The sequence below is a fragment of the Arenibacter sp. P308M17 genome, from assembly GCF_003426735.1.
Taxonomy (GTDB): domain Bacteria; phylum Bacteroidota; class Bacteroidia; order Flavobacteriales; family Flavobacteriaceae; genus Arenibacter.
Genome location: NZ_QVON01000006.1, coordinates 317,669 through 343,150 on the forward strand (window position 1 = coordinate 317,669; position 25,482 = coordinate 343,150).

Below are 25,482 nucleotides of genomic sequence, written 5' to 3' on the forward strand. Positions count from 1 at the left end.
TACATCTGACCGATTAAAAACAATAAAGAAAAACAGATGAAAAATACATACAAAATAATAGTAGTTTTTTTACTGGCACTTGTGGGGTGCAACGATGATATTTTAGATACAAATCCTGAGTCAGCTATAGCTAAGGATAATTTCTTCAATTCGGAATCGGACCTGCAATTGTATATCAATGGCCTGCATTCCCTTCCGGGTTATGGGATGTTCTTAAGTGATCAGGGTACGGATGACATGGCCACGACCGGTGCGGTAGAGATCAAGAACATAACAGTTGGTAGTCCCAGCGCAGAGAACATAAGTTCTGGTTGGTCTTGGAGCAGGTTAAGAAGTATTAATTTTTTTCTTGAAAATTTTAGTAAAGCCGATATTGAAGAGGAAGCCAAAATGCATTTTGAAGGCCTTGCAAAGTATTATCGTGCAGCATTTTATTTTGACAAGGTAAAGAGGTACTCCGATGTTCCCTGGTACTCCAAAACATTGGACCCGGAGGACGAATCCTTGTACAAACCGCGGGACTCGAGAGCTATGGTCATGGATAGTATTATCGGCGATATTCAATTTGCTTCCCAACATATTCGGGAGGATGTCGCCTATGGGAACATCAACAAGTGGTCGGCCATTATGCTCCAAGCCCGGATTGCCCTATATGAAGGTACCTATAGGAAATACCATTCGGAGCTAAATTTACAAGGTACTGCCAACGTATACCTTGAAATGGCCCAAAATGCGGCCAAGGAATTAATGGATTCCGGGAATTTTGAGATCCATAATACTGGAAACCCTCATGAGGATTATGCTGTCCTGTTCAGCTCTGAAGATTTGTCCGGTAATTCCGAGGCAATTCTTGTTAACGTATATGATGTGGACAAAAAGAAGACCAGCGGAGAATATACCGTATTTGGAAATTATGAGCAAAGTCCCGCCAAGGCCTTAATGGATTCTTATTTAATGTCCGATGGTACTCGGTTTAACGACCAGGCAGGGTATGATACCTTCACTTTTGTTGAGGAATTTCAGAACAGGGACCCTAGACTTTCCCAAACTTTTGTCTACCCTGGATGGATATCTGCGGGAAGTACAAACCCTTACATTCTGGAACTGAACAAAAATTTTACGGGGTATCATCAACTTAAAGGGTATAACAATAGTGTTGAAAGTGCAGGGGTGGATGTTGCTGTATATAGATATGCGGAAGCGCTTTTGACCTATGCGGAAGCAAAGGCCGAATTGGGAGATATTGAACAAAATGATTTGGATATAAGTGTCAATTTACTGAGGCAAAGAGCTGGATTGCCTAATTTGGATTTAAATACAGCCAATGCCAGTATAGATCCGTCCCTCGAAAGTAATTTTCCCAACGTATCCGGTATCAACAAAGGGGCGATTTTGGAAATTAGAAGGGAAAGACGTGTAGAATTTGCTGCTGAAGCGTTCCGATTTGATGATCTCATGCGGTGGCATGCAGGAAAGGTATTGGAAGAAATTCCACAGGGACTTTATTTTCCGGGCTTGGGGAAATATGACATGACGGGGGATGGGGTTTTGGATATCCATATTATTTCCAGTAATGAGGATATTCCTTCCCCAAAGGAAACCAATTCCCTGGGGGTTGATCTGATTTATTACAAAGCCGGTTTTTTTGGCGACAGTAACGCCAGTTTATTTTTGACGAACGGCACATCTGGCAATATGGTTACCTCCCAGGATCGGCCAAGTTTTGTGGAACCCAAATACTATTACCGTCCTATTCCTGCCCATCAAGTGGCACTCAACCCTAAACTTGTCCAAATAATGGGCTGGTAATTAATGATACATTTTTCAATTTTAATAACGAACCAATGAAAACTATATATTCCCTAATATTTATCCTAATGGCCCTGATCAGTTTTGGGTGCGAGGAAGACGTAAGCCACTATGACTTTGAACAATACAAGTTTGTCTCGTTTATAGCATCGGACATTACCGTCCCGGAAACCTATTCCACGGACAGTGGGGTAGCATACCCTATTTACCTTAGGTATGATGGTAGTGTACTTGAGGAGGACTTTAACGTTACCGTGAATGTTACGGCCAATAACGCACAAATAGGAATAGATTATGATGTGGCATCTACTACTGTAGTCTTCAAGGCCGGTGAAATAAGGTCGGAACCGTTACTTATCAATATTGTGGACAATTTATTGAACAGCGATCAAGACAGAAGTTTGACCATCGATATTGTTAGCGCTAGCAACCCTTTGATCGATATAGGTGTGGGTATCGTCAATCAATCCAACAAATCGGTTACCATGAATATCACGGATGATGAATGTAGTGAGACCATAAGTATTTTTGATGCTCCAAATTTAATTAGTTCGGCAGGGAACCATACTGTGGCGGGAGCAGTGGCCGACAATGTGGTAACCCTGACAGGTGATCTGATCGATTACGGTACATTTCCAAATGCCCAACTTGGTATAGCCCTGACACCGACCGTTGAAGGAGGTACTGCCGGTACAGCCACATTTAGTAATTACCCTGCAGGTACGGATAATGATGGTTATGTGTATGAATTTAGACAAAATGGGCAGGGAACGTATAACATATGTACGGGGGAAATTTTGGTCTCCATAGATGTTTATTATGAATCCGGAGGTTCTTGGGTTTTTTGGTATACCTCCCAGAATATATTTTCCATTCCATAAAATTAAGTTGATCCGGTCAGGATTTGGTTTTTGCAAGATGTGGTTTTTTCGAAAATCACATCTCTCTTTCAAGTTCTTAATTCCATTCTATGGTCACCACAATAGGTACATAAAATACTAATGTGATTACACGAAAATTTTGAAAAAATAGTTTTAATTTAATTCAGTTATTAACAAGAGATGATTAAAATAGTACAGCATATAATAATATTGGTCTGTTTTGGATTGGTGGGCCATGGCCAAACAAAGGCCTTGCCAAAAGTTCTTTTTGTAATAGTGGATGGAATATCCGCCGATGTTATTGAAAAGATTCCTACGCCCTATTTGGATGCCATTTCAGGAGTTGGGGGATATACCCGTGCCTATGTTGGGGGAGAGGCGGACGGATATTCACAAACGCCTACCATATCGGCCGTAGGATACAACAGTCTGCTTACAGGAACTTGGGCCAATAAACACAATGTCTGGGGGAACGGGATCAAAGATCCCAATTATAACTATTGGACCATTTATAGGATGGCCAAGCAATATCGTCCCGAGTTGAAAACGGCCGTATTCTCCACATGGGAGGACAATCGCACCAAATTAATTGGGGAAGGGCTTTCCCAGACGGGAAATATTAAGCTCGACTATCACTTTGATGGTTTTGAAAACGACACCATTAATTTTCCCCATGATGATGATCGCTTGTTTATCAATAAAATAGATGAACATGTTGTTCAAGAGGCTTCCGGATATATCAGTGAAAAAGGCCCCGACCTTTCTTGGGTATATTTGGAATTTACGGATGACATGGGCCATAAATACGGGGATAGCGAGCAATTTTATAATGCTGTAAAAATTATGGATAAGCAAATGGGACAATTGTGGGAATCCATTCAATACAGGGAAGCACATTTCAATGAAATTTGGCAAATCTTTATCACCACGGACCATGGAAGAAGCACGGAAACAGGGAAAGGACACGGTGGGCAAAGCGAGAGGGAACGTCTTACCTGGATCGTAACCAATGCCAAGGGATTGAACCCTTATTTTTATAATAATGAACCCGGGATCGTAGATATTATGCCCACCATATTGCGAAGCTTTGATATCCGCCCCCTAAGGGAACAATTATGGGAATTGGATGGAGCTCCCCTTACAGGTCCTATCTCCATTGCCAATGTCAAAGGCACTCTTGCGGGCAATAAGGTCCAAATTACCTGGGAGGCATTTGAAAGAAACGGAAGTCTTAAAATTTGGGTTTCCCTTACCAATAATTTTGCAAAGGGCGGCGAGGATAAATATTTGTTGGTTAAAAAGGTGAAAACCAAATTGCAAAAAGCCGTTATCGACCTATCCGATTACCCTTCCGGTTTTTACAAGATTATCCTAGAGGGGAAACACAATACCCTAAACACTTGGGCAATTAAGGAATAATGGGGCTTTAGGATCAATTTTTTTGGGCACAAGCGTGGCGCTTGCGCCTATATACCATTATTGGTCGCTTGAATTTGAAGCCGGTATAAAATGGGCCTTCAGATCCGGTTTTGCCATGGTACTGTCCAACGGAAACATAGGTCTTTTAATACGTTTATACCCCAATCTATTAAGATCTTGATCAACACCACCGGGGGTCAATGCCATAACCCAATCGCCGCGCAAATCGTACAGTTCCGGGACCAGGTAACCAATCTTGACTACAATGATGTCCGTTTTCATTGGTTTTAGACCTAAGTTTGTGAAGTCGCTTAAATAATGGTAAGGCTTTCTTTTTTTGGTAACTATTACCTGTATACCGCTTATCTTGACCACTACCTCCAGTTCTGCGTTTACATCACCGGACTTGATGGCCGTAATGGTTCCCTCCAGTTCCAAAGGACCGGCAAATCGGTCGTCCACTGCGGCACCGGCCGTAGCCTTGATTTTTCCGCCAACACCTATTTCAAGGGCCTTTTCAACAAATTCAGGGCCAGGAATGGAGGCATAGATTAGGGAAGGACCTTTGTCCGATTTAAATTCAGGTCTGGCCAAAAGTTGCTGTAAGGTCCAGGTTACGTCTCCTGAACCACCGGCAGTGGGGTTATCTCCCATATCACTAATCATGAACGGACGCTTTGTACTGGCCAGGGCCATTTTTAAACTTTCGTTCAAGGAAGTGGTCGGGGCCACAAATTCAAATTGATTTCTCACGTCCCAAAAGCTTTGCGCCAAGGTTTCGGCCCCTTTTTCAACTTTTGCCCTATCATCGCCTGTAACCATAACTACGGCATGGTTTCGAGGTTCATCTGCCCATGCATATCCGATCCAGATAGCGGCATCGATAATTCCTTCTTCATTGGCTATCCCAGGGACTTTGGCGTATAGGCTTTTGCCCGGTTCTATTCGGGTGCTTGTTTTCTCGCCGGGCAATAATATGGGTACAGGAATCCATGCCTTGTATTTGGGTTTGCCCTTGCCATTTTCAAGTCGGTCCAGAAGATTGGTTACTGCCCTTTTTTTGGATTGGATGGCATCTTCGTGGGGCGCCATTCTATAACAGGTGATTAAATCGGTATGTTTTGCCAATTTTTCGGACACGTTTCCGTGAAGGTCCATAGAGGTGGATATAAGTACCTCGGTCCCGATAACTCCCCTAATTCGTTCTATGAAGTCGCCCTCAGGGTCATCCAGTCCTACCACGCTCATTGCCCCATGTATATCAAAGAAAAGTCCGTCATAGGGACCATTTTCCTCTAATAATTTTAAGGTTTTTGTTACCAAGGATTCGTAGGCTTCCCGAGTGACCGTACCTCCCGGCAATGATTTTCCAACTAAGGCAGGTACCCATTGTGCCCTATTTCTATTTAGGGAATCTATTTGTAGAAATGGGTATTTTGTAAATATGGAATCCCCTACTTTGGCATGAAACGCTTCTTCGTGCGTCAGGGCGGGTGAAAAGGTGCTGCTTTCTATTCCAAGCCCTGCAATGGCAATTTTAGGCAGTTCTTTGGTTTCTTTTTGGTTTTTGCATTGTTGGCATGAAGCCATTAGGATCAGGAGAAGGATATAGCAATTGTAAAGTGGTTTCAATTTTTATCTTGTTTTAGGTTTCAAATAGTGAAAGGGAAGTGTTTTCCTAGGAAAACTCCATTATTGCAACCCAATATAAGAATTTAATGAGGAGTTTTTTGAATAAAAGGAAACAATGTTCGATGTTCCGCAAACAGTTAACAATAAACAATTATCAATTGTAAGGTATTGAAATAAGAAGTTTGATTGTTGCCCATTGGTTTGCCCAATATAGTTTGCCAAGGAATTTTCTTCCTTTCTAAGAATCTTTGCAGATAGGGTTTTCTTCCGTAGCCTTGATAGGATCCCGAAAGTTTCAGTGATTCAAGAGCCTTCAACTGCAAACAAAATCGCTAATTCCTATCCTTACCGGATCGGGCGGGTCACAGCTACCATCCCAAAAGTTTAAAACACTTTAATATAAAAGGTGGGATACCCAATTTCCGGGACCCCACCTTTTTTAATTTTTTAAAAAATACGTTATTGGTTCTTATAAATTTAATTTTAAAAGTATTTCGTGGCTTCCATTGCTTATGTTGTTAATGGTAGACTGTGTGGCGGCTTCATAGGCATATCCCAAATGAAGCCTTTTACTGGCCTTAAAAATAAAGAAACCACCAAAGCCTTCATTCAACCGATATGCCACACCGGGTTCAAATCTCTCTCCCAACATAAAGGCTGCGGTAAAGTCCATTGAAAGGGGCGATGCATCTACATATCGGGCCAGTATGGCAGGCTTAAAAGTAATGTTGCCGTTCAAAGGTATGTCGTAACCGGCCGACGCATAGATATGTATCCTATCTTCTCCTTGCTTTGCAATTCCGTTGTCATTGTCCAAACGATTTGGGGTAAGAATTTTGGGAACGGACAGGGAGGCGAAGTAGGATTTTCCTTTTAGGTAGGCCCCGGCTCCGACATTGGGTGAAAAACCGCCATCAACATCCATTAAACTTGGATCTGCCTGTATACTATAGGTAATCAGTCCGTCCGTGTTTACCTTATAGGAGTTCAATCCTGCTTTTACTCCCAAAAATAGTAGCGTATTTGCATTTAATTGCAGTTGATAAGAAAAATCCAGCGTTATCGAAGTCTGGTTTTCTATGAACGTCCTATCATTTATGACAGAGATTCCAAGGCCAAGATTTTTCCCGACGGGGGTTCCGAAGAAAACGGTCTGGGTTTCCGGGCTACCTTCTACACTGGCCCATTGGCTCCTTATTCCCACCCCAATATCGGTCCCCTCGTTAGACCCCGCGTAAGCGGGGTTAATAAGGTTCATATTATATCTGTAAAATGTGAAATTAGGGTCCTGCTGGGCCGATAATGCACCTATGGCCAAAAAAGCGATTAGGACGAAATATATTATTTTAAATTTCATTTTGATTTTGATTTTTTAATTGGTTAACGATCGGTCTTAATAATTGATGAACAGCCATCCCTGAATTGGTGCGGTACCATTGGCCAGATCTATGGTATACATATAGGATCCGGCAGGCAATTTGTTGCTGTTGGACTTATAGGTGGCGTTCCAATCGTTTCTATAGCCTTTGCTTGCAAATACCTCATGTCCCCATCGGTTATAGACCTTTATAAGTGCATTGGAATAATTCTCTACTCCTGGTATTATCCAGTTATCATTTATTCCGTCCCCATTGGGTGTAAAGGCCTGGGCAGGTACCAAAATTGGTGTCACTGGTGTCTCTTCTCCCCCTGGAACAAAAAAGCTCGTATCGTCCAACGGATCCGTATTGTTTGCCAGCTCCTCCTCATCCGAATCCCCATCGTTGTCATCATCGGTATCGGAATTATTGCCTATGCCGTCTCCATCCGTGTCGGTATCTTCGGTCCCATCCAATGGGAAGGCATCCTCCTCATCAAGAGTACCATCGTTATCATCGTCGGTATCGGAATTATTGCCTATGCCGTCTCCATCCGTGTCGGTATCTTCGGTCCCATCCAATGGGAAGGCATCCTCCTCATCAAGAGTACCATCGTTATCATCGTCGGTATCACAGGAATTGGCTATTAAATCCCCATCCGTATCCTCTCCGGTCAAGGTAAGGATCGCTGTTTCTGTTGTAGTATTGCCACTGGCGTCCGTTGCCGTTATGGTAATGGTGTAATCCCCTAAATCGGCACAGTCAAAATCTGTACGGTCAATACCAATGCTTGCCATACTGCAACTGTCATAACCCTCCACTATAAACTCTTCCGCTGTGATGCTGGCCGAACCTGTTTCATTTAGTGGCTTTACAACATTCTGTACTACTATTGTTGGAGCCGTTAGGTTCACCAACGTTACCTCAAAAGTGGTGCTATCGGTATTTCCGTTCCCATCGTCGGCAGTAAGCGTAATGATCTGCACTGTTCCGTGTCCGCTAATTACGGTACCCGCCATTGGCGATTGGGAGACTGTAACTGTACCACAATTATCCACAGCCGTTGTTAGGCCCGTATAATCCGGGATGGTAAAATTACAATAGGCGTCCAGATCTTCCTCCTTATCAGTTACGGCAGTCAATGTGGGGGCCGTTACGTCCTTCAATGTAACCTCAAAAGTAGTACTATCGGTATTTCCGTTTCCATCGTCGGCAGTAAGCGTAATGATCTGCACTGTTCCGTGTCCGCTAATTACGGTACCCGCCATTGGCGATTGGGTAACTGACGCTGAGCCACAATTGTCCATGGCCGTTGTTAGGCCGGTATAATCAGGAAGGGTAAAATTACAGTTGGCATCCAGATCTTCCTCTGTATCTGCTACGGCAGTCAATGTAGGCGGAATAAGATCATTAAAGGTTACATCAAAGGTCTGTGTCCCTATTTCCCCCAAACTATCCTCAATCGAAACCGTAATGGTGCTTGTTCCTGCCGCATCCACTACCGGTGTTATGGCAATTGAACGGGTATTGCCACTTCCAGTAATGATAATGTCCGCATTCGCAACTATGCTTGTATTTGAAGAAGCTGCGGTAACCGTAAAGGTATTGTCCCCCGGAAAGGTATCCGTAATCGTTAGTGAAAGTCCTGAAACCGACCCGTTAATACATTCGGACTGGTTTGCCATGGTTGAACCTGAAGGTGTATCGTTGGATGTAGTCGTAAAAGACACTTCATCGCCATAACCTGTTCCTACTGAGGTAGTGGCGTAAGCACGTAAATAATAGGTGGTACCTGCTGTTAAACCGGATATATTGCTACTGTACGATCCCGTTCCCGTACCATTGGAAGTTTTTGAATCTGCTATTGTTGGAGTTCCAGTTGTGTTCCAGCAAACACCCCTTTCCGTGATTTCCTCGCCACCATCATCAGTTATATTACCTCCACTCATAGCTGCTAATGATGTAATGGCAGACATTGCTGTAGTTGTAACCGTTGGTCCCAATGAGGCTAAAACCGCATCAAAGCACATGGTCATTAATAAACCACTTCCATCACCATTGTGAGAAAATGAAATAGTGGAGAAATTGTTGGATGAATGAATTTTTAATCTACCTCCTCCAATTGAGTTAAAAGTAATTACATTGTTATTGATAAAAGTATTGGCAGAACAACTGCCGTCTTCATAAGTGATTGTCAGGGTTCCTCCAGTATCAGTAGTAATTGTAACTATTTCTCCACTGTTGGCTCCTAGTACATTATATACCATATCATTAACAGGGGATGAAAAGGTATTGGTGAATGTGCTTGCAGATTGACCAATATAGACACTACTTGCTTTTGTTGTTAATCCGCAACTGGTATATGAGCCACTATAGTTGGTATATCCACCAGTTCCTGAGGCAGTTACTGTTAATCCATTTTCTGTAAAAGGAAAATCACTATAACCTTTTTCGGTTGTACAGGTTACTTGGCCAAATGCACTAAGATACCCTCAACAGGATGTCATCAGTAATAGTAAAGATATTTTTTTCATAAAATAGGTTTGTGGGTATGTGACTGGTTATTTGTCTTTAAAAATGTTGGTTTGTGCCATTTCATTACTGTAGTATTTTTCGTCATATGAATTTTTGTTTTTCAGGATAACGGACCAAGAATATGTCTAGTACTTACAATCTTCAACCGGCTTGATATATATCAAGACATTCCTACATTTTTAGGTAAATGAACCAATATAAATGCTTTTTATCGATCATTTTATTGATTATCCTACAAAAATTGAGAGCGGTAATTGATAATAAAAATCAGTGGGCTAGGCGTTGAATCGCCCATTTTACTGCCTTTATAAGGGAGTTGACAAAGGAATGAGTTGTAAAAATAGGATTACAGTATAATAGGGCCGATGTACGAATGTACAAATTGGAATATTGTGGGCCGCTATTGAAAATATTTTTGCAATAGGCCATAATCAATTAACAATGGCAAGGTAATGAAATAAGAAGTTTGATTGTGGACAATTCCTTTACAGGAATACTGTTTGTCCAGGAATATGATTCCGTTTCAAAACACTTGTCTTCCTTAGCCGAAAGTTATGTGATTTTAAAGTAGTTTAATTTTGCTCAATATTGGATTTAAGTTCTTTGGCATGTTCGTTGAATATTCTGGAAAGTGTTTCGGGACGCATGGTAAGGAAGGAAGCCAAATATTTTTTGGGGATTCTTTCGCTCATTTTTGGGTCAGTATTTCTTAAAAAATAGCTTAAACGTTTGTCAGCACTGGGAATTCTGGTCATAAAGGCCCTATTCTCTGCATGTATGTAATATTCAACCATCATGATCCGGTTTATTTCCCGCATTTCGGGAAAGTTCCTTAAACAATATTGAAAATCCTGATATTCCAAATATTCACAATGCGTGTCTTCTAGACATTGGATGTTTTCCCTGGCGGGCTCATTTTTAAAAAATCCCGTAATCGAGGTGAAAATTTCACTGTCAAAACTGATCCAGGTAGTGACATCAACCTTATCACTAACGAAATATCCCCTGACCAATCCTTTTTTTATGACATATAGTTTATTACAAATTTCACCCTCTTTATGAATGAGTTCATTTTTTGCGAAGACTGATCTTTTTATTTTGTTGGCCAAGAACGACTTTAATTCAGAGGAAAGTGGGACAATTTCATTTAGATAAATTAATATAAATAGGTTTTTATGAATTTTACTTAGAGGAGACATTTTAATAAATAGTGGTTGAATGGTAAAAATAACAAAAAAGTTGGTCTTGGGGCACGATGTATTGGTTTTTACGTTTTTAACAAAATGTCGGCACCAATTGAAGTCAAATATTCAAATTGGAATAATGAATCTGGAAAAATTGTCATATTCAGGACGTTGCCTAAAGCAAGGAGAAAACTACGTTTATCGCCGATAACCTTGCTGACTGGATTAACAAAATTAAATGTCGATCGGGAAAGGATAATTTAATGTTCGGAAGAGAGCTTCATTTTCCCCGTCCGTGCACTCCACTTTTCAGGATCCACTTTGCGTGAAATACTTAATTCACTTCGTTGGCCATTTACCGTCAAACATAAGTATATCGGGACTTTCACGTCTTTTTCGCAATGTTTTCCTTTTAAGTATAATTGCTGTGAAAAAGAATGGTTCATTTTTGGTGTCCTTTTTAATAAAAACAAAGGCACAAAAATAAAAATACCATTTTTATAATTAACATATTATCAGTTAATTACAAGGAAATCGGTAAGTGTTTTTGGTTTAAAATATACTCACCGAATAGGTGACTTTTTACTTGATATCAAACGATATTAAATAAAATAAAAAACCCTGTAATCATATGATTACAGGGTTTTGGTGTGAAATGATATCATTTCAGTGGAGCCGGAGGGACCAGAACCTACGGCTGGAATGCCCTGTATATAGGGGTTTTAAGAGAGTCGGGTTTTTATGCTCACCGAATAGGTGACTTTTGGGGATTACTCTGACAATTTTATTTTTTCACTAGTTGATTTTTCATCAAAAATTCTCGAATAGCGTTCGTTTAATAGCCTTTTATATTTTTCCTTCATTTCATTGGATAAAAAAGAATTATTTACCCATTTCATTGCATCGTCCTTCTTTTTGTAAAAACGATTGAATACACGTTGGATTTGCCTGTCGTTTAACCCTAAACCTTGTCCCAATGATTCAAAATGACCCCGTTTTAACTTACTTTTCTTTCCTTCCAAGGTAAGGGCCAACTCTTCTTTGTCATTGGGATTCAAAATAGATACATTCAGTAAATCATAGGCCGGTGCCAATAACCAACCAGGGGTTGACTTGATCATGGAGAAATTTTTTAAATGCATATCATTGTTCCCTGAGAGGAAACTAAATAGGGCCAATTCGAAAAAGAAGATCTTATCCAATAGGGTGTTGTCCGAATATGAATCCAAAGCTTTCCCAATTTTCTCCATAGAGCTTTTGTATTTATCAAAGGCCTCCGTTATTTGGAACATATCGATCATATGTATTTTCTTATTATCATCGGTTCTATCAATGCGTTTGGTGATATAGGACAATTCACCCGACTTTAATCGGATCAAACTTGAAGGTACGGTCCGTATGCCAAAGGATTCGGCAATTCGCATAGTTACATGCTCGTTTTGTGGCATTTCGGGATAATCTGTCGATGGGGGTTTAAAAATGTAATTACCACCTAGGGCACCAACAACTGTTAGTCTAAAATTACCGGCATCCTTAACCTCGTTGATCAATGACATGGACAACTTGGGCTGTACCCCTGGGACGGAGACACTTCGTTCCACAATGTTCTTCGCCAATTCGGACATCTGTTCCAACGAATATTCTAATTTAGGAGGTTCTTTGGTTCCAAAAAAAGCCAGACTACAGAACTCATGAAAATCCTTCTCTCCTTTCAAATCGTTATAACAGTATAAACACTTATGCTTCATCATTGGTCATTATGGGTTGTACACTAACTGCACCAATACAATTCTGGCAACAGGCCAATAATAGTCCCATCCGATCATTTGGGTTCAGCTTCCAGTTTTTGGCGGCGATGTTTAAGAGCCAACCCTCTGGAATAAGACCTTCGAAAAACGGAAACAACCTATTTTCTGTGTAGGCTTCTTTTCTTACGGGCATGGAGAAGGTTATAAACTGTTCTGGATAGTTCTTAATATAGTCGGTGTTGTATTGGAAGACATAATCACCTTCATTGGTTTCGGTTAGTTGTCCGGCCTTAATATCGTCATATAATATAGTTGCTTTTCTCATGGGGCGGTATTGTTTTTACCCTTAAATTCCTTGGTGCTGACTGCTGCCAGGGTGTGGCCAAACATACTTAGTATCAGATTGACCTTGTCCATATTCAGGTTGGTTTTTCCCTGTTCAATTTTGCGTACAACGGTCAGGGCTACACCTGCGCGTTCGGCAAACTCTTTTTGGGTAAGGTTTACCTCTTTCCGCCTTGCTTTGACAAATTCGGATAGTTCTTTCATTATATGCTTTTAGATATAAAATAAAGTAAATATACATAAATATACGTAAAAACATATAAAATGGATGTTTTATAAATAATTATACGCTTTTGCATATATTAGTGACATGCTTCATATAGACGTTCTTTATAAAACTAAACTGTGTGCTTTGACCTCTTTTAGGTTCCGGTCAAAGCGCGTCGTAGAAAAGTCTTGGACACAAGTAGATTTAAAATAGAAAACGGCTTAAGCCCGCTTTAGTATCCGACTTGATTTGGTTTTTTTTTTTTCAAAAGCGCAATTTTTAAAGGAATTTTAAAAGCTAACAAATGATATCAAATAACTTTAAATGCAATTAAGTTATTGCTAATCAAATAATTACTATTTTAAAGCGCTCTATTGAATTAAATAAAGAGGAAATAACCGCTACTATTTGCGGAAGGGAAAATACGCTAGAATCATGCTTAAAATTCCAAACAAGACTATGTTTAAGTATAAGATTTGAATTAAAATTTAATATAGGGCGCTATGGCGTTTTTGAAAAAACGTCCCCCCTTTATATACGTTTTAATTTGTTTAATAATGTTTTATATAGTTTATATTTATGTACCACCGCTAGTCCACCACTAGTTTAGAACTTGTCCAAGGGTTGTCCCACTAGTTGTCCCTGATTGGGGAAGTTGTTGGCATGCATGTCAAAATCTATCAAAAAAACATCAAATGGTATTTGTATAAAAACACAGTTTGTATTCTCCTTTTCCCGATACCAAAGTGAACCGATTTTGTCTTAATCGGATTGCATAACCGGGCTCGTACCTCGCTCCTTTTATAAATCCTCTATAAGCCCAAATCGATTAGGGGTCTGCATCGAAAAAGTGAAAAATTAGTAGGGGGGCAGGGGGAAAAATAATATTGTTTTTGCGATTGGTCAAATCTGAAATGTCTGGTGCGCCTGGCGTATACGTTTTGAAACGAACCTTTGTGAGTGAATAAGGGGGTATAGCAAGAGGGTAACACGCCAAGGCGGTGTTACGTATTTTAATATGCTTATTTTTAAGCACTTATGTCAATTGTAGTTTTTGTATTTGTGCTACTATTGGGTCAAATCCCTTGGGAGGTCCAATAAACATTGAAAGAATATGACCCAATTTTAGTTAAGAGGAATGGTTTTGAGCCTTTTTGTGGATTTATTCATTATCCACTTAGAATTGGGGATTGAAACCTTCATTAGTATTAAAGGCAAAGAACCGCCAAAAACATATATTTTAGTTTTTTATAATCTCTGAAAAGCCTAAAGCGTAGTTCCTGATGTACTTTTATCCCCCATGGTCATGGTTTTAGGATTTTATTTTTTTCTGTTAGTTAGTAATTAGCTCTCTTTATTGGTCTTTAAGAGTGCTTAAACTGTGGTATAATGCATCGTATTCGTATGATTGATATATGATTTAACTTTGTCAGGAAAAGTAGGCATTAGTATGTAGCTGCCGATTTAGTTGCTATTTGCCACCTCCTGTACTGTTATAAGAGCAAATTGTACTTAGGATAGAAACTTTAAGTTAGGCGTCATTAATCTATTTAATCAAGTATCTTTGTTCTATAAAAAGACCCTATTGGAATTCCTGTTGCCCTGTGCGGCCTCAAGGCTCTGCCTTTAGGGTTTTTGATTTCAAATACTTTGGATGGAAAGTCTAAAGTATGTAGGTTTTTAGCCAAGTATTGTATGGGATTACGTGTTCTTGTTAGTGTATTTCCAATGTTGTTCGTAGGTGGAGGTATTGAATGGAAAAGCATATTAACTTTCAAGTCAAACTTTGCAATTCTTTGTTCATCATTAATTTGTTATTTTTGTTCCAACGATCCTTATAATACGGTTAAGGCGCGGCTTACCTTATGGGGCGATGGGAGCGGCAACGGCTGATAAGGACAGCGTATAAAGGATAAATCCATAGATAGACCCTTCAAATTTGGAGGGTTTATTTTAAAACTGCCCTGTCTTTTTTCTTTAGATTTTCGTATTCTTCTTTCCCTATTTTCCAAAAGAGCCTTTTTTTCACCCATGGATCAATACATCACTATAGCATTCATTTACCTTAAACAGTTAGGATACTCGGCAGAAGAATGAATTTTGAGGAACATCTCTAAAGTTTAAATAAAGGATAGTTGTCTTCCTCAAAATATATTCTTAAATTGAACCATTATTAATAATATTGGTTCATTATGGCGGTAATTAGAAAATCAATCACATTTACAGAACAACAAGAGGCATATGTGAAAAGCTTGATCGAACAAGGCTTTTATACTAATGATAGCGAATACGTCAGAGATATTATTCGTAAAGATCAGGAGCGAAGAAAGCGAATTGTGGATTTGAACGAAGCACTCATCGATGGAATGGAGAGCGGTCCATCTGATGCGACTATAGATAGTATTTGGGAGGAGGCCATAAATGAGCATAATGCCGGAGAATAGATATGTCATTAGTGTCAAAGCAAGTAGTGACATTAAGTCAATTGCCAAATACACGATAAAGGAATTCGGGATAAGTCAATCTTTGAAATACGCAGAAGGCTTAAAGGATATTTTGAGGGAATTGGCAAATAATCCAGATATGGGTAGGAGATATGTTGCCGTCAAGAACCAAATGCTTTTGAGGTATCGATACAAATCACATGTTATTTTTTATTATATCGACCCCAGAGGTATTTTCATAGTAAGGGTCTTAGGCGGTAAGATGGACTTTCCAAAACACTTAAAGTAAAGTTTAAAAAAAGGATAATTTAGGTACGGACGTAAACGGTAAAGTGAATTTAAAAATTTAAGTTAAGCTTACAGGGGCATCCGAGATCCAAGAAGTTTTAGTAAAAAGTATCTTGTGTGGTCTATGTAGAAAACTGCCCCAACTTCTCCCTCAATACCTTCATATCTTCTTCCACCTTGGAATCAATTATTTTGGCATAATGCTGGGTAGTCCGCAGGTTCTTATGCCCCAACATTTTGCCCACGGTTTCAATGGGGACCCCATTGGTCAAGGTGACGGTGGTGGCAAAGGTATGTCGTGCCAGATGGGTAGTTAGGTTTTTGTGGATATTGCATCGATCGGCAATTTCTTTAAGATAGGCGTTGGACTTCTGATTGCTCAATACCGGGATCACACAATCTTTGTTTACTACCTTGGGATGATCCTTATACCTTTCAATGATGGCCACTGCTGTAGGCAAAAGGGGAATGGTAAAACCGGTATCGGTTTTGGTGCGTTTGGATTTGATGTAAAGACTGCCATCGGAATTTTCATAAATCTCATCTGGGCGCAACGATTGTATATCTACATAGGCCAAGCCAGTAAAGCAACACAGCACGAACATATCCCGCACCACATTGAGGCGGTCCCCTTCAATTTCTTTGTCGATAAGGGCTTGGAGCTCCTCTTTGGAAAGAAATTCACGCTCCACGATCTTAAACTGCACCTTGTAGTTGTAGAAGGGATCTTTGGAAATCCAATCGTTGCCAACGGCGATCCGGACAATCTTTTTAAAATTGTTTACATATTTGAGGGCGGAATTGTGGTTGCAAGCTTTGGTTACTTTTAAAAAGTACTCAAAGCCTTTAATGAACTTTAAGTCCACATCCCGTACCGGAATATCGTTTTTTCGATATTCGCTCTTGATGTATTCCGCAACATGGCTACGGGTAGTGTGGTATCTTTTATAGGTACCCAGGGCAAACTCAATTCCGACCAGTTTTTCCATTTGTTGGTTGTGTTCGTCAAAGAGTTGGATCAACATTTTTAGCTTGGCATCTTTGCCCAAGTATTTATCCTTAACATCATGAACGGTAAAAGGCTGCCCTTCCTCAATTAAGTCGTGTTGAATTTTATTGACCTTATGCCTAATAGTGGCCATAAAGCGATTCAGTTCTTCTGCTTCATAGCCTTTGCCCTTCAATTTATTCATTCGGGAATCCCATTTGGACGGATCAATTTTTCGGTTCAGACTAATTGAAGTTCGTCTCCCATCCACTGTAATTCTTAGGTATAGGCCTGCTTTTCCGTTTTTGTCACGACGCTCATCTTTAAGATAAAAAAGTGTAGAAAATGAATTCATCGATTTTTGGTGTCGATTTATACGTAATAAAGGTATAAAAAAGAATTCAAATAATTTTGTAATTATCTAAAAAATAGATATTTACAAGGATATCGACACCACTTTTAAATTTTAAAAACAGGTGTCGATTTGGTGACTTTTTATTGGATATCATTTGATATCAAATGATATCCAATAAAATAAAAAAACCCTGTAAATCAATTGATTACAGGGTTTTGGTGTGAAATGATATCATTTCAGTGGAGCCGGAGGGATTCGAACCCTCGTCCAAACAAGCAATTACAATGCCTTCTACATGCTTAGTTTCCAATTGATTTTCGATGTGCAGCTGACCGGAAACAGCCTAATACACACTTATCCTCTTAAGTTTTGGTGATAGTGCCGAAGCCTCACTACCCTTGTGTTGACTTTGATGGTGCTTCTGAAAGGGACGCCGTCAACAAGGGCTTCCCAGAAACATCTCGCTTTCCCGCCTTGCGGGAACGAGGCTAAATCCTACTATGATTCGGATTAAGCGGCAAGAGCGTAATTATTTTCGCCAATTAAAAAGTGTGGAAAATGAGATTAACGAGCTGTAGCCCAGCGCTCGGCATGCTTACATTCCAATTGGTCTCGCTGTCAAAACCAGTCGGCCCCTTCAATGAGATAGGCATGCTTTGCATGCCATAATCGAATTGAATCCCGCCATCGGCGGGATATTCTATTCCTACCTGCCTAACCATAGGAAGTAGATAGGTTGCATCCCGCCAATGCCGGAATGTTTTTATCCTGTCTCCCTATTTAATATTTTTTAGGTTAAGTCTGGTCAAACCCCGTCCATAACGGAATCTTGTTCACTCATCTTTTTTTTCAATGAACTAAGTAATCTTATCTTTTCTTGGGCGTTCCCTTTTTTTTCTCCTGCAAGGTGTTCAAAACCTTGTAGGTGTCAAAAAAAGGTCGGGCTTTCGGCTGTATTTTTTTGATTTTTTTCCGGACAAGGTCCAAAAAAATCAAAAAAGATGCCGCCTCTATCCCTAACGCGGTCGCCAAAGGTACTCCAAAAAGTATTCCAAAAAAAGTTTTGCTTGCCATCCTGTCATATGTTATATTTATAACCATATTGATACTTTAAGTTATAAATATAAACATATGATATTTGGGATTATTAGGGAACGGAAAAATCCGCCCGATCGGCGCGTGGTACTAACACCGGATGCCTGTGTACGGATCCTTGCCAAATTCAAGGAAGCCAAAATAAGGGTAGAGCCTTCTCCTATTAGGATCTTTACCGATGGGGAATATAGGGAACAAGGGGTGGAAGTGACTGGGGAAATGGAAAATTGCGACGTGCTTATTGGGGTAAAGGAAGTTCCTATAGCCTACTTGGTTCCCAATAAAAAATATTTCTTTTTTTCGCACACCATAAAAAAACAGCCCTACAATAGAAGTTTGCTTAAGGCGGTATTGGAAAAGAATATTGAACTGTATGATCATGAAGTGATTACAGCTTCCAAAGGGCAGCGCTTGGTGGCATTTGGAAGGTATGCCGGAATTGTGGGTGCCTATAACGGTTTAAGGGCGTATGGACTTAAGTTCGCTTTGTTCCGATTGCCAAAGGCGGAAACCTTGGCCAATAGGCAGGCTTTGATTTCGGAACTTAAAAAGGTGAAATTGCCCAATATTAAAATTCTCCTTACAGGGAGGGGAAGGGTGGGAAATGGGGCCAGGGAAATGCTGGATGCCATGGAAATCAAAAAAGTTAAGGTGTCCGATTATCTGACAAAAACTTTCAAAGAACCCGTTTATTGTCAGATAGATGCTTCCGATTATAATAAACGTAAGGATGGCGCCAGAGGAAATAAGGCCGACTTTTTTGCCAGCCCGGAATCGTATAGATCCAATTTTTTTCGTTTTGCAGAAGTGACCAATTTGTATATAGCCGGTCATTTCTATGGTGATGGCGCCCCCTATTTATTTACACGTGAGGATGCCAAAGATCCCAAATTTGGAATAAAAGTGGTCGCCGATATCAGCTGTGATATAGATGGGCCCGTTGCTACGACCATAAGGTCCAGTACTATAGCAGATCCCATTTATGGCTATGACCCCCGCACAGAAACCGAAACCGAATTCAAGGATCCAAATGCCATTGCAGTGATGGCCGTTGATAATTTGCCCTGTGAATTGCCCCGAGATGCCAGTATAGGTTTTAGCGATGCTTTTGTAAAATATGTAATCCCCGCCTTTTTTAACGGAGATGCGGACGGGGTTTTGGAACGCGCAAGAATGACCAGGAACGGGAAGCTGACCAAAAGATATTCCTATCTGCAGGATTATGTGGACGGCCCAGGGGCAGTAGGCAGTAAGTAGTGGGCAGGGATAAAGTTCATTTCCAAGGTTGAAATTTGAACTGAATTCCCCTCTTGAGAGAGCCTGTCCCGCTTTTTTGCGGGAGGTTAGGGGTGTGTATTGATGGAGGTTGAATAGCGGAGTCGAAATCTTTTTATTGGAGTAGGCAATTGCAGTGAGCAGCGAAAACTTTTTTTTGACAACTGCTTACTGCCAACTTATCATCCCGTCCTTTTCAGGAAATTCCATTCCCTTCCAAAATTTATGTAATTTCATTGCATAGTTTAGTTTTGGAATGTTGGCTTCCCCTGTCGGAATTTCAAATACTGGGGGGCTATCGTAAAACGTAAATTAAGTCCATCATGAATCCAGCTGAAGTATATATACTTAATCAATCGGAACCCTTTAAAAGTATTCTATTGTATTTGCAAACGGTTATTGAGGGTACTGTACCGGAGGTGGAACTGAAATATAAATACAAACTCCCTTTTTATTACCTCAATGGAAGACCGTATTGTTATTTACATCAAAGCAAGGATTACGTAGATCTCGGTTTCTGGAACGCTGCCCATTTAACGGTCCAACTGGAGCAAATGAACACGGAAGGGCGAAAAATGATGAGATCCCTTCGTTACAGATCCCTGGAAGAAATTGATGTTGCTATTCTAAGGGAAGTCTTGGAGGATGCCTATAGCGTTAAGGATAAAAAGTTTTGGAAATAGAGCCTTTGCTGTACCGTTGGTAATGACAATAACCAAGCTTGAAATTATGACCAATCACTTTTTTTTATTTTTTTGCTACTGACTACTGAACTTCCCTGATTATTCCCCAATAAGCCCCTTGTCCTTGTAAAGTTGAATATATTGGTTGCTCAACGAATCGGAATCCTTATATTTTTTCCTTAGTCCGTCCAGTTTCTCCTTCAATTCGGCTACCACTTGAGCATAATCGGGATCGTTAAATACATTGTTCAGTTCTTGGGGATCTTTTTCCCTATCATAGAGTTCCCATACATCAACATCGTAATAAAAGTGTATTAGTTTAAATTCCTTGGTGGCCATGCCATAATGGCGTTTTACCGCGTGCTCCGCAGGATATTCGTAATAGTGGTAATACACGGCATCCCTATCCCATTTTTCCTTTTCCCCTTTCAGCAACGGTACTAGACTTTTTCCTTGCATGTCTTCGGGGGCTGTTACCCCGGCCACTTCCAAAAAGGTCTGGGCAAAATCCAGGTTCTGTACCATCTCATCCTCTGTGGTGCCTGGGGTTATAACATTTGGCCATTTTATAAGTAATGGAGTTTTAAAGGATTCATTGTACATAAAACGTTTGTCGAACCAGCCGTGCTCCCCCAGGTAAAAACCTTGGTCCGAGGTGTATATCACTAAAGTATTTTCGGCAAGTCCCTCATCATCCAAATAGTCCAAGACCCTCCCCACATTTTCATCTACTGCGGCAATGGTCCCTAGATAATCCTGCATATACCTTTGGTATTTCCAGACCATTAGGGTAGAATCGTTCATATTGCCGTATTCCTTTTTAAACGCCTCGTTGATGGGGCCGTATACCTTGTCCCATTCCGCTCTCTGTTCGGGATTAAATTTGTTTAGGCCTCCAATGCCCAAGTGTTCCTCTATATTTAATTCCTCCAGTACCGCGTCGGTAATCTTTAGGTCATAGCGCAGGGTCATGTGTTTTAGGATGTTCATTTCGGCAGGTCCTGCGGTAGTTTCGCGTGTAGTATAATCGTCGAACAAAGTAGCCGGTAAAGGATAGGTGTTTTTTGTAAATTCATTGTAATGTCTAGGGGCCGGCATCCAAGACCTATGCGGTGCCTTGTGCAAATACATCAACATAAAGGGTTTTTGGGCGTCCCTCCGATTTTGTAGCCAATCCAAGGTGAGGTCGGTGGTAATATCCGTAACATAACCTGTTATAGTGGTGTCCCCGCTAGCCGTAATGAAACGGGGATTGTAATAATCTCCCTGTCCCGGTAGGATCTTAAATTCATCAAAACCTTTGGGATTGTTGCCAAAATGGAGTTTCCCGAACATAGCGGTCTGGTAACCTGCTTTTTGTAACAATTGCGGAAAGGTAACATTGGTAGTGTCGAAAGGGGAGAGGTTATCGATCTTGCCGTTAATGTGGCTATGCTTTCCTGTCAGTATAACCGCGCGCGATGGGGCACAAATGGAATTGGTGACACTGGCATTGGTAAAGCGCATTCCTTCCTTGGCAATCCTGTCTATGTTCGGGGTGTTGATCAGGCGGTTATCATAGGCACTAATGGCCTGGTAGGCATGGTCATCGGACATGATGAAAACAATATTCGGCTTTTTTAAAACTGGTTCTTTTGTTTCCCGCTTACAGGAGGTACATAATAAAAAATAGGCTCCAAAAAGGAGATAGGGGAATATGCGGTTCATAACAAGGTATTTATGGTCTTAAAAGTAAAAATAGGGTTTTGTTATTAAAATTCAATAACTGCCCGCCCATTTGTATCGGTTCGGCACTCGTTGGAATACGGCTATTACTATACCTTGAGCCGTGGGATAGTCATTCGGTCACAATAGATTTTTTAAGGGTTTTATATTATAGCATTGCCAGGTTTGCACAAGAGGTTTCCGCTATTTAGCAATTCGTAAAAGTTTGAATCAATTGGTAAAAACTATTTCACTTTATATCGAATTGGAAACAAAAATGCCGCACTTTAAGGCGGCATTCAAAAAAATATGTTTAATCAATAGGCCTTGCCTCGGGTGTAGCTGACAGATAGTCTCCGATGCACGGTAATGGATTATTTTTACTTGTATCTTGGTTCTTGTAGTGCAGCGGTCTTGATTCTCATTCCTCCTACACTATACCTAGAGGTAGTTCATTGTTTTTACAGTTGGAAGCCAAATTTATAAGGAGTTTACCGTTTTGCGTATTGCCGTTAAATTGGTCAATAATTTTTCCAAATGATCCAAATGCAGCATATTGGCGCCGTCACTTTTGGCATTGGCAGGGTCAAAATGGGTCTCTATAAATATGCCATCCGCACCGGTGACAATTCCTGCCCTGGCAATGGTCTCTATCATATCCGGCCTCCCTCCGGTAACCCCTGAGGACTGATTGGGTTGTTGTAATGAATGGGTTACATCCAAAACTACCGGTGCATACTGCTTCATAGTGGGAATACCACGGAAATCCACAATCATATCCTGGTAGCCGAACATGGTGCCCCGGTCGGTAACCATTACCTGTCCATTGTTGGAATCCAACACTTTTTGTACCGCATGCTTCATACTTTCCGGGCTCATGAATTGCCCCTTTTTTAAATTCACCACTTTTCCGGTTTCAGCCGCTGCCACTACTAGATCGGTCTGGCGCACCAAAAAAGCCGGTATCTGCAATACATCTACATATTCGGCGGCCATGTGGGCATCTGAAATTTCGTGTATATCCGTTATGGTAGGGATCTTAAAGGTTTCGGATACTTTTCTCAAAATTTTTAAGGCCTTTTCATCCCCAATACCAGTAAATGAATCCACCCTACTGCGGTTGGCCTTTTTAAAACTTCCCTTAAAAACATAAGGAATATTGAGTTTATCGGTAATGGAAACTACCTTTTCCGCTACGCGCATAGCCATTTCTTCCCCTTCAATGGCGCAGGGGCCACAAAGAAGAAAAAAGTTGTTGCTTTTGGTATGTTTAAGCTGGGGTATAAGTTCTAGATTCATAGAGCCTGATTTTGGTGCAAAGATAATGGAATTTGAGGGTTATTTGTACTTTACAAAACTGCTTCAATATCAATAAGATAAGAAAAATCGAGCTTTTGTAGTTGGCGAAAAAAAAATGAGTATCTTTGCGCCCGCATTTAGGGTGCTTAGATGCGTTTAAAATCATATTATGGGAGTTACAAAAAATATAGCTATTATAGCCCACGTTGACCACGGTAAGACCACCTTGGTAGATAAAATTATGTATTACTGCCAATTATTTAGGGATAACCAGAACACTGGAGACCTAATATTGGACAACAACGATCTGGAACGTGAAAGGGGTATTACCATTACCTCCAAGAACGTTTCCGTTGTTTACAAAGGTACCAAGATCAACATTATAGATACCCCTGGCCACGCAGATTTTGGAGGTGAAGTAGAGCGTGTACTGAACATGGCAGATGGCGTACTTTTGTTGGTAGATGCCTTTGAAGGTCCTATGCCGCAAACCCGTTTTGTACTCCAGAAGGCAATAGATCTAGGTCTAAAACCCTGTGTGGTGATCAATAAGGTGGACAAGGAAAACTGTACTCCGGAAGAGGTACATGAGAAGGTTTTTGACCTTATGTTCGAACTGGGTGCCGAAGAATGGCAATTGGATTTTCCTACCGTTTATGGTTCTGCAAAAAACAACTGGATGAGCGATGATTGGAAAAACCAAACAGATAACATTGAGCCACTTTTGGATATGGTTATAGAGCATATCCCTACATTTAAGGCCAAGGAAGGGAATACCCAGATGTTGATTACTTCTTTGGATTTTTCATCTTTTACAGGCAGGATCGCTATAGGAAGATTGCAAAGGGGCAGCCTTAAGGAGGGACAGCAAATTTCTTTGATTAAGAGAAATGGTACCATTGTAAAATCTAAAATTAAGGAACTATATACTTTCGAAGGGATGGGCCGATTAAAGGTTCCTGAAGTAGCCACGGGCGATATTTGTGCCCTTGTGGGCATTGAAGGTTTTGAAATTGGCGATACCGTTGCCGATATTGAAAACCCGGAGCAATTGAAAACCATAGCCATTGATGAGCCAACCATGAGTATGTTGTTTACCATTAATGACAGTCCATTTTTTGGAAGGGATGGCAAATTTGTAACTTCCAGACATATCAATGACCGCCTAAAAAGGGAATTGGAAAAGAATTTGGCACTGAGGGTCAATGAAACCGATAGCGCCGATAAATTTTTAGTTTTCGGACGTGGGGTACTGCACCTTTCCGTTTTGATCGAAACTATGAGAAGGGAAGGTTACGAATTGCAAATTGGGCAGCCACAGGTAATCATCAAGGAGATCAATGGAGTGAAATGTGAGCCGATCGAGCAGTTGACCATAGATTTGCCGGAAGAAGTTTCCGGTAGGGCCGTGGAAATGGTTTCTATCCGTAAAGGGGAAATGACCAGTATGGAGGCCAAGGGCAACCGTATGATCTGCCAATTCTTAATTCCATCAAGGGGGATTATAGGCCTAAGAAACCAATTGTTAACGGCTACCGCAGGTGAGGCCATTATGGCGCATCGCTTCTTGGAATACCAGCCTATGAAAGGGGATATTCCCCAAAGACAAAATGGTTCTTTGGTATCTATGGAAACAGGAAAGTCCATTCCCTACTCCATAGATAAATTACAGGATAGAGGGAAGTTCTTTGTTGATCCGGGAGAGGATATCTACGAGGGACAGGTAATTGGAGAAAACTCCAGAGGAGACGATATGACGGTCAACATTACCAAGACCAAAAAATTGTCGAACGTTCGTTCCTCGGGAGCCGATGACAAGGCCAAGATTGTTCCTGCCATTAAGTTTTCTTTGGAAGAGGCATTGGAATACATCCAAAAAGACGAGTATGTTGAGGTTACTCCGAAACATTTGCGTCTTAGAAAGATTTATTTAACTGAAAATGACCGTAAGCGTAATAAAATAGCTTAAATGGAAAGGCCCTTTTTTTAAGGGCTTTTTTGTTCTATTCATATATAATCCATGGGCCACCGTTATAGGTGGCTTTTTGTTTATTCAATTTTAACCAAGGAAGCTTCATGAAATAGCCGGTAAAATGGTTATTTTGATCTCTCGGATTAGGAAATCGCTAAAATTTTGGGCTACATTTTCCTACTTTCTGAATAATTTGAACATAGTCTATTTTTCTTCGCTTTGAATATGAATTTTAATTAATTTAAAGTTTAATTCGGCCT

The 25,482-nt window shown here is 40.5% G+C and carries 19 protein-coding genes and 1 other RNA gene; 8 read left to right on the forward strand and 12 right to left on the reverse strand.

The features are described from left to right. Positions 1-36 precede the first annotated feature (36 nt). From D0S24_RS15860 to D0S24_RS15870, 3 genes are all read left to right on the forward strand, one after another. Positions 37-1,809, forward strand: a complete 1,773-nt coding sequence (locus D0S24_RS15860) for a RagB/SusD family nutrient uptake outer membrane protein (protein ID WP_117020796.1) — start codon at positions 37-39, stop codon at positions 1,807-1,809. A gap of 35 nt (positions 1,810-1,844) precedes the next feature. Beyond that, complete coding sequence (locus tag D0S24_RS15865) at positions 1,845-2,690, forward strand: hypothetical protein (RefSeq protein WP_117020797.1); 846 nt, start codon at positions 1,845-1,847, stop codon at positions 2,688-2,690. 180 nt (positions 2,691-2,870) lie between these two features. Then, positions 2,871-4,109, forward strand: coding sequence for an alkaline phosphatase family protein (locus D0S24_RS15870; protein ID WP_117020798.1), 1,239 nt, complete (start codon positions 2,871-2,873; stop codon positions 4,107-4,109). Between the two features lie 57 nt (positions 4,110-4,166). Here D0S24_RS15870 and D0S24_RS15875 read toward each other — a convergent pair whose 3' ends face one another. The 8 genes from D0S24_RS15875 to D0S24_RS15915 all read right to left on the reverse strand — a co-directional run bounded on the left by D0S24_RS15875 (position 4,167) and on the right by D0S24_RS15915 (position 13,115). Further along, positions 4,167-5,699 (reverse strand): M81 family metallopeptidase, encoded by a 1,533-nt coding sequence (locus tag D0S24_RS15875; protein ID WP_117020799.1) that lies wholly within the window; start codon positions 5,697-5,699, stop codon positions 4,167-4,169. Positions 5,700-6,210: 511 nt separating this feature from the next. Further along, positions 6,211-7,098, reverse strand: a complete 888-nt coding sequence (locus D0S24_RS15880; protein WP_117020800.1) for a type IX secretion system membrane protein PorP/SprF — start codon at positions 7,096-7,098, stop codon at positions 6,211-6,213. Positions 7,099-7,134: 36 nt separating this feature from the next. Continuing rightward, positions 7,135-9,366, reverse strand: coding sequence for a gliding motility-associated C-terminal domain-containing protein (locus tag D0S24_RS15885; RefSeq protein ID WP_117020801.1), 2,232 nt, complete (start codon positions 9,364-9,366; stop codon positions 7,135-7,137). A gap of 840 nt (positions 9,367-10,206) precedes the next feature. Continuing rightward, a complete protein-coding gene (locus D0S24_RS15890; RefSeq protein ID WP_117020802.1) occupies positions 10,207-10,833 on the reverse strand; it encodes a Crp/Fnr family transcriptional regulator in 627 nt (208 codons plus the stop codon). 245 nt (positions 10,834-11,078) lie between these two features. Then, on the reverse strand, positions 11,079-11,264 hold the full coding sequence (locus D0S24_RS15900; protein ID WP_117020804.1) for an Arm DNA-binding domain-containing protein: 186 nt from the start codon (positions 11,262-11,264) through the stop codon (positions 11,079-11,081). A 324-nt stretch (positions 11,265-11,588) separates the two neighbouring features. After that, positions 11,589-12,569, reverse strand: coding sequence for a HipA domain-containing protein (locus tag D0S24_RS15905; RefSeq protein WP_309545103.1), 981 nt, complete (start codon positions 12,567-12,569; stop codon positions 11,589-11,591). Continuing rightward, positions 12,556-12,891, reverse strand: coding sequence for a HipA N-terminal domain-containing protein (locus tag D0S24_RS15910; protein ID WP_117020805.1), 336 nt, complete (start codon positions 12,889-12,891; stop codon positions 12,556-12,558). Before D0S24_RS15910 ends, D0S24_RS15905 begins: the two co-directional genes overlap by 14 nt. Further along, complete coding sequence (locus D0S24_RS15915; RefSeq protein ID WP_117020806.1) at positions 12,888-13,115, reverse strand: helix-turn-helix domain-containing protein; 228 nt, start codon at positions 13,113-13,115, stop codon at positions 12,888-12,890. Before D0S24_RS15915 ends, D0S24_RS15910 begins: the two co-directional genes overlap by 4 nt. Before the next feature lie 2,196 nt (positions 13,116-15,311). Here D0S24_RS15915 and D0S24_RS15925 point away from each other — a divergent pair. Then, complete coding sequence (locus D0S24_RS15925; protein WP_117020808.1) at positions 15,312-15,563, forward strand: type II toxin-antitoxin system ParD family antitoxin; 252 nt, start codon at positions 15,312-15,314, stop codon at positions 15,561-15,563. Next, on the forward strand, positions 15,550-15,852 hold the full coding sequence (locus D0S24_RS15930; RefSeq protein ID WP_181938119.1) for a type II toxin-antitoxin system RelE/ParE family toxin: 303 nt from the start codon (positions 15,550-15,552) through the stop codon (positions 15,850-15,852). The genes D0S24_RS15925 and D0S24_RS15930 overlap by 14 nt, the downstream gene beginning before the upstream one ends. A gap of 121 nt (positions 15,853-15,973) precedes the next feature. On the opposite strand, the gene D0S24_RS15935 is transcribed toward D0S24_RS15930, so the two are convergent. Both D0S24_RS15935 and ssrA read right to left on the reverse strand, forming a co-directional pair. Continuing rightward, the gene (locus tag D0S24_RS15935; protein WP_117020810.1) at positions 15,974-17,194 is read right to left on the reverse strand and encodes a site-specific integrase; all 1,221 of its coding nucleotides are present in this window, start codon (positions 17,192-17,194) and stop codon (positions 15,974-15,976) included. Positions 17,195-17,431: 237 nt separating this feature from the next. After that, positions 17,432-17,830: a transfer-messenger RNA gene (ssrA, locus tag D0S24_RS15940) on the reverse strand. Between the two features lie 495 nt (positions 17,831-18,325). Between ssrA and D0S24_RS15950 the strand changes: the two genes are divergently transcribed. Together D0S24_RS15950 and D0S24_RS15955 are read left to right on the forward strand one after the other, a co-directional pair. Beyond that, a complete protein-coding gene (locus tag D0S24_RS15950; RefSeq protein WP_117020812.1) occupies positions 18,326-19,546 on the forward strand; it encodes an NAD(P)-dependent oxidoreductase in 1,221 nt (406 codons plus the stop codon). Positions 19,547-19,887: 341 nt separating this feature from the next. Continuing rightward, positions 19,888-20,247, forward strand: coding sequence for a DUF1801 domain-containing protein (locus D0S24_RS15955; RefSeq protein ID WP_117020813.1), 360 nt, complete (start codon positions 19,888-19,890; stop codon positions 20,245-20,247). A gap of 99 nt (positions 20,248-20,346) precedes the next feature. On the opposite strand, the gene D0S24_RS15960 is transcribed toward D0S24_RS15955, so the two are convergent. Together D0S24_RS15960 and kdsA are read right to left on the reverse strand one after the other, a co-directional pair. Further along, complete coding sequence (locus tag D0S24_RS15960) at positions 20,347-21,954, reverse strand: sulfatase (protein ID WP_117020814.1); 1,608 nt, start codon at positions 21,952-21,954, stop codon at positions 20,347-20,349. A gap of 477 nt (positions 21,955-22,431) precedes the next feature. Next, positions 22,432-23,250, reverse strand: a complete 819-nt coding sequence (kdsA, locus tag D0S24_RS15965) for a 3-deoxy-8-phosphooctulonate synthase (protein WP_117020815.1) — start codon at positions 23,248-23,250, stop codon at positions 22,432-22,434. Positions 23,251-23,419: 169 nt separating this feature from the next. Here kdsA and typA point away from each other — a divergent pair, with 169 nt between their 5' ends. Next, positions 23,420-25,219 (forward strand): translational GTPase TypA, encoded by a 1,800-nt coding sequence (gene typA / locus D0S24_RS15970; protein WP_117020816.1) that lies wholly within the window; start codon positions 23,420-23,422, stop codon positions 25,217-25,219. Positions 25,220-25,482 lie beyond the last annotated feature (263 nt).